Origin of the sequence: Bacteroides coprosuis (assembly GCF_020741705.1) — a bacterium.
GTDB classification, from domain to species: domain Bacteria; phylum Bacteroidota; class Bacteroidia; order Bacteroidales; family Bacteroidaceae; genus Bacteroides_E; species Bacteroides_E coprosuis.
Genome location: NZ_DYYK01000028.1, coordinates 1 through 6581, shown reverse-complemented (window position 1 = coordinate 6581; position 6581 = coordinate 1). Strand labels below are relative to the sequence as shown.

The following is a 6581-nucleotide window of genomic DNA, read 5'->3' as shown; positions in this document are numbered from 1 at the left end:
TTGGAGAAACTACAGCTAGAGGTTTATAAATTAAGAGCAGAGAATGAGCTATTAAAAAAAGTAAAGGCTTTAGTTCAAGCACGAGAAGCCCGAGAACGCATGATTAGGCTCAAATCGCCCAAGAAGTAAGGTAGCAATACGACCTTGCAACCCTTTGGGATTGCAGTCAAATGGTTCGTTCAACGCTTTATTATCATATAAAGCCTCAAAATAAATCTTCTAAAGAAAACTTTCATATTGAATTAATAAAGAATATCTATCTAAAGGTAGGAATATCCAAGGATCTAATTAATAGAGACTTCCATGCAAATCAGCCTTACAGGAAATGGGATACAGATCTTTAATGAAGCCTAAAAATCTTATTCTTAATCATAAATAGAAAGCTTACTGCAAACTAAAACTTTATGATTTTGTTAATTTATCAAAGATGTAATTCGTGTTTATCTCTAGGGTTAAATGCGAATTGCTTTTATATGTATTGAATTTTAAAATAAGATAGAATGGATATTATTGACAGATTAAAATGGAGATATGCCACCAAAATGATGGTCCATAAGGTAGTACCTCAAGAAAAAGTAGATCGAATTCTTGAAGCTGCTCGTATGGCTCCAACTTCAAGTGGACTACAACCTTATGAAATATATGTAATTACAAATACTGAATTAAAAAACAAGATACAAAAGATAGCCTATGATCAACAGGTAGTAGGACAGTGTTCCCACTTATTAGTATTTGCTGTTTGGGATAACTATACAGAAGATCGCATTAACTATATGTTCGATTTAACAAATGAAGTAAGAGGGTATACCAATGATTATTGGGAGGCTTATCGCAACAAGTTATTGAACTTTTATCCTCCTAGAGATTCTGAGGAAAACTTTGATCATATTGCCCGTCAGTCTTACCTTGGATTCATGTCGGCAATTATGGCTGCTGCTTTTGAAGAAGTAGATGCTACACCGATGGAAGGCTTTGATAATGATGCTTTAGATGAATTGTTGGGATTGAGAGAGAAAGGTTTGCGTAGCACTTTAATGCTTCCTTTAGGATATAGAGATGTCAACGAAGATTGGCTGGTCAATCAAGCTAAAGTACGAAGACCTAAAGATGAATTTATCACTTATTTGAAGTAAGCGTATTATCCGAGTAGTTAATACTACCCGAATAAATAGATATAAGCGACAGATTGAGAAGTAATCAATCTGTCGCTTTGCTTTCTAATACTCTTTTAGCTACTCTACAAGCAGCTAAATCCCAAGCAGCACAGCCTACACTTTTAAAGAAGATTGGGCGGTTCGAAGTATTGAGTAGATTTATATCTGTTTGGATTGCATCCGTGAGTGGTAATACTTCGTTCCAATCTACTCCTGCCTGAAGAATATCTCCTGCTTCTTCTAAAGCACTTTGAATATCATCTACAAAAATCAAACTATTTCGTACTACAGAAGCTTCAATTTCTGCCTTTTCGGGTTGAAAAACTCCCACGCCTATTACCAAACGCTCTGGCCTTGCCATATCAAAATAGACGGGCGTTGGACTAGTAGTAGTGGTAATCACCACATCTACCTCATCGGGTAACTGAGTAGCAGGAATCAGAGTTAAGGGTAAGTTTTCTCTTTCCTTGCAGTACTGAGTAGCATTATCCATATTTCTACCTATAATATAGAGGGTAGAATAAGGATATAAATGAGCTATAGCCTCGGTATGATTGGATGCTTGATCTCCATTTCCATATAAGGCAAAGATCGAAGTCTTCTTGGCAAGAAGTTTTACCCCGAGCATACTCACAGCAGCAGTTCGCCTAGCTGTAACAGTAGGGGCATCTAAAATGTATTCGGGTATTCCTGTATTTACATCCCATATAATCAGCTCACCATTAATCGTCCGTAGCCCCATAGAGGGGTTTTCGGGACAGATATTGATTAATTTCGTCATGGCAATGTCGGGAGCGCTTGCAGGCATAGCTAACATAACACCGCTTTCTATGGGAGTAACTAGTCGGGTAGGACTACTAATAGTGCCTTTAGCATAGTCTATTGCAGCTTTTTCTATTGCTGATACAAGTTTAGTGAAGGGAAGTAATTTTTTGGTCTCTTGGATATCAAAGTATTTCATAATGTTTAGTTTATTGCGTAGAAGATAAAAACAATATTCAATACTCGATAAAATGCTATATAAATATTGACTTATAACACCTTGTTTTTTCTTCAATGTTACAGTGAAAGTACTACCGATTCCGAGTACGCTATCTACTGCTATCTTTCCTTCTTGAGCTTCAATAAATTCTTTATTAATAGATAATTCTAACCCATGACTATCTTGTTTTGTTCCTGAAATCTTGAAAAAAGACAAAATACTTTGTCTCTATATCGAGGTCTTATATTTTGTTTTTTATTTATCGACTAAATCTATAAGTAAAAAATAGATACAGAAACTTGTTTCAGTTAGTAGTATAAAATTCTTTCTTTTAAAGAATCTACACTCTAGATAAACTTTGACACCGACATGATGATGCTTTGACACCGACATGTTACCCTTTTGACCCTGATATCGTAATGTCTTGACACCGATAGGATAAAATAGAATAATACGTTACTTTTGAATGGAATTGAAATAAATTGACAATGGAGTAAGGTCGTTTCTTATTCCATATCTGTGTTTTTGAAATAAATATTTTACTATAGCGGTAGAACCTAAATTACTTTTTTAAAAGAGTATAGAGTAGATTACCCTATGAAGTAATAGAAAAGAAGGAGTAGTGCATTATAAATTTAGCAGTACTACCCCTCCTTTTATAGGTGTCAATCTTGTAGCTTGACGTCTGATTATCGAATTATATGATTAGTAATAACATTAATTGAGTGAGTAAAACTCGCATAAACATGGTCAGAGGATATACTGTAGCATAGCTGACGGAATGTATTCCACTTTCACTCATCTCATTAACAATAGCTAAAGCAGGTGCATCAGTCATGGCTCCAGCCATTAGTCCACACATCGTAAAGTAATTCATCTTATATATCTTGCGAACAACGAATCCCATTATTAATAGTGGAATGACTGTAATCAGAAGACCATAACCAATCCATTTATATCCACCATTAACGATGGAGTCTATAAAACTGCCCCCTACACTTAATCCTACACTAGCAAGGAATAAAGCTATGCCTATTTCCCTCAGCATTAAAGTAGCACTTTCTGTCGTATAGGTTACAATCTTGTATTTTGGACCGAATCGGCTTATTAAGATGGCTATTATAAGTGGTCCTCCTGCCAAGCCTAATTTTACAGGTTGTGGAATACCTGGGAAAATAAGAGGAATGCTACCCAAAATTATACCGATAGCAATTCCTATAAATATTTGAAATAGATTAGGAAGATTTAGCTTTTTAAGAGAATTACCTAGTCTTTTACTTACTTCATTTACCGAATGCTGAGTGCCAACGACAACTACCTTATCACCCATTTGTAGTTGTAAAGAAGGTGATGCAACCAAGGTAATACCTGCTCTATATATTCTTGTGATATTTACTCCTAAATCTCTAAGATGTAATTCAGACAGAGTAGATCCATTGACATTTGACTTCGTAACAACTATTTCTTGAGAGATATAAGTATTGTCTATTTGATCCCAGTTTACCTCTATTTCTTTTCCTATAAAAGCGATTAAGCAAGAGGCTGAGTCCTCTGAAGTGACTACAAAAATGATATCACCTAGATGTAGTTGTGTATTTGCATCTGCTATATTTATTCGGCCGTCAGAATATTTAATACGAGATATGATAAAATTGCGATTTATCAGTTTTTGGATTTCATAAACACTCAGTCCATCCAGAGATTTGTTTTCCACGCTAAGTGATAGTAAACGAGCTGGGTTTTCTTGTTTGTTAGCCTCTAAAGCAGCTTTTTCCTCATCCTGTTTCTTAATGCGAAAAATAGAATAAAAGAATAATAAAGTAATAATTGTTCCTATAATAGCAGATGGGTAGGCTACGGCATATCCTGCTGCAATATCCGGGTTTTCAATCCCTGTTATGTCTAAGCTAGTTTGTTGTGCTACACCTAAGCCAGGAGTATTTGTTACCGCACCAGACATTACACCCATCATAGTCTCAATGGGTGTATCAGTTATCAGATAAATAATATAGGTCACTACGCACCCGAGTAATGCAATAATTAATGCAAATAGATTTAGACGGATACCATCTTTCTTAAAAGAAGAAAAGAAACTGGGGCCAACAAGCATCCCAACCGTATATATAAATAGGATCAGACCAAAATCTTTAAATAAATTGAGAATATTTGCTTCTACATGAATTCCAAAGTGGGCAAATAATATACCTATAAAAAGGGTCCATGTTACACCTAAAGAAACACCTTTAACTTGTACTTTGCCTAATGCAACACCTATGGAAATAACAACAGAAAGAATCAGTATGGAGCTAGATATACTTTGCCCCGACCATAAATCGTTAAACCAGTCCATAGTAGTAGCGTTTAAAAATGGAAGTTTCGTGTATTAACTTTGGGTAAAGAATAAATGAGATACTGTGCTTGTATCTGCTTAGGGACAAATGATTGGCTTTACTTTGATTACCATAACGCGGATAATCGGCTTTGCTTGTTCGCATGTTTCAACTTTTAGGATTAATAATAAATACCTGAAAAGTTCTTTCCGAACTTCACAATACAGCTAGATAAGAATAGAATAAATGAATTTCTCCCTGATTTAGGGAATTTGAATTCGACATTATACTTTTATCGCGAAGTATTGTCAATCCAGTAAAGGCAGGTATCCTGGCTTGCGTCATTTCTATTTATCCTTCCCATTCCTTCTAGGAACAGTGGATGTTGTTAAATAGAATAATTTGCGACGCTTACAGTTGCGCGACAGCTCACGAGTTAAACGTGATTCCCTATTCTCCTCTGATAATAAGAGGCACCTTTATGGGTTGAAGAAATAAGATAAAGAACTCCTTATGTGTAAAGTTATATAAATTTTATATGTTATAGCTATTTTTTGATAAAATATAGTCATATAAACATTTATACGTATTTATATAATCATAAAACTCCCCTATACTTGTTCGTTATGTTCTGAGTTTTATGCTTGTAAAAGCGATTTAGATATAGTAAGGGCTCAGTCCGTAAAGTTGGGGATTTAACAATTAGTCCATTTCTACTTCCCTTATAAAATATTACTTTTGATCCATGAAAAAGAAAGCAATCGATTATAAGGATATATTGTCCATGTTCCTTCCTAAAGGCATGCTTGACTATTTTGATTTTACCCACTATTCAGATAGAGGTGATTATTATATATTTTCTCTAGAAGAGAAAAATAGTATACCAGACGAATATTCAAGTCTCCCACTAGTTTCCAAAGGTTTTTATCCAGAGATAACAGTTACAGATTTTCCTGTTCGCGACCGTACTGTATACTTAAAAATTAAACGCCGCAGATGGGAGGATAAGCAAACGGGTAAGACATACAGCAGAGACTGGCAATTGGTTGCAGACGGGACTAGGATAACAGCCGAGTTCGGTTCTTTTTTAAAAGAGTTATCTTGATAATCATGAAGTTAGTATAAAATCAGTAGCTGACTTCTGTCATCTAAAGTCTAAGACACTTAACAATTACTACAAGGAACAGCTAAGTGGATATCGTTCCTGGAATCAGCTCTCTCATGCTGATCAGTACATGTGTTTCAAAGACAATTTAGGTGAGAATATATCTATTGACGAAACAGCCCTGAGCAACGGAGAGCTATACACCATTGTAACGGGTAAGGCTGGTCATGGTAGGCATGGCACGGTTATAGCTATGATAAAGGGAACAAAGGCTGACGATGTATGTAGATATCTGATGAAGTTACCTGAAGGAAAACGCAGGATGGTCAAGAACGTGACTCTTGACATGGCCGGAAGTATGAGGCAAATAGTCAAGAGATGCTTTCCTAAAGCCACTCAAATTATAGACCGCTTTCATGTACAAAAACAGATGCAGGAAGCATTGCAAGATCTACGTGTGCAATATCGTTGGCAGGTTATTGAGCAGGAGAACTCAAATATAAAAAGAGCAAGAAAAGAAAAGAGAAAGTATATACCTCCCTGTTTCGATAATGGAGATACCATGAGACAGCTTCTTGTGCGTAGCAGATATCTACTATTCAAGAGTCCTGATAAATGGACAAAATCCCAGAGAATCAGGGCTGAGATACTATTTAAACAGTTTGATGATATAAAACAATTCTATTATTTGACTCTGCAACTCGGACAGATATACTCACATAACTACGATAAAAATGTTGCCAGGGTAAAGCTTGCACTGTGGTTCAACAAGGTAGAGCAATGGAATTACCCTCAGTTTAATACGGTAATAGAGACGTTTAAAAATCACAATGATAGGATATTAAATTTCTTTGAAAACAGACTCACAAATGCAGCAGCGGAATCTTTCAATGCCAAGCTTAAATCATTTAGGGCTACTTTCAGAGGAGTAGATGATGTTAGGTTCTATCTGTATAGAGTAATGATGCTATATGCTTAATTGTTAAATCCCCAAGAATATGGACTGACCC

The 6581-nt window shown here is 35.6% G+C and carries 5 protein-coding genes and 1 riboswitch; of the genes, 3 read left to right on the top strand and 2 right to left on the bottom strand.

Annotated elements, in window-relative coordinates:
- Positions 1-500 precede the first annotated feature (500 nt).
- Positions 501-1133 carry a nitroreductase family protein gene (locus K8V80_RS01685; RefSeq protein ID WP_276774999.1) on the top strand — a complete coding sequence of 211 codons (633 nt, stop codon included), beginning with the start codon at positions 501-503 and terminating at the stop codon, positions 1131-1133.
- A 64-nt stretch (positions 1134-1197) separates the two neighbouring features.
- On the opposite strand, the gene K8V80_RS01680 is transcribed toward K8V80_RS01685, so the two are convergent.
- Entirely contained in the window at positions 1198-2352 is a 1155-nt protein-coding gene (locus K8V80_RS01680; protein ID WP_276774998.1) for a delta(1)-pyrroline-2-carboxylate reductase family protein, read from the bottom strand.
- A 481-nt stretch (positions 2353-2833) separates the two neighbouring features.
- Entirely contained in the window at positions 2834-4486 is a 1653-nt protein-coding gene (locus K8V80_RS01675) for a putative transporter (protein WP_276774996.1), read from the bottom strand.
- A gap of 284 nt (positions 4487-4770) precedes the next feature.
- Positions 4771-4962, bottom strand: a riboswitch (cobalamin riboswitch).
- A 249-nt stretch (positions 4963-5211) separates the two neighbouring features.
- Between K8V80_RS01675 and K8V80_RS01670 the strand changes: the two genes are divergently transcribed.
- On the top strand, positions 5212-5571 hold the full coding sequence (locus K8V80_RS01670) for an ISAon1 family transposase N-terminal region protein (RefSeq protein ID WP_276774994.1): 360 nt from the start codon (positions 5212-5214) through the stop codon (positions 5569-5571).
- A gap of 16 nt (positions 5572-5587) precedes the next feature.
- Positions 5588-6550: an ISAon1 family transposase gene (locus K8V80_RS01665; RefSeq protein WP_423773052.1), complete on the top strand. Its 963-nt coding sequence runs from the start codon at positions 5588-5590 to the stop codon at positions 6548-6550.
- Positions 6551-6581: the final 31 nt, after the last annotated feature.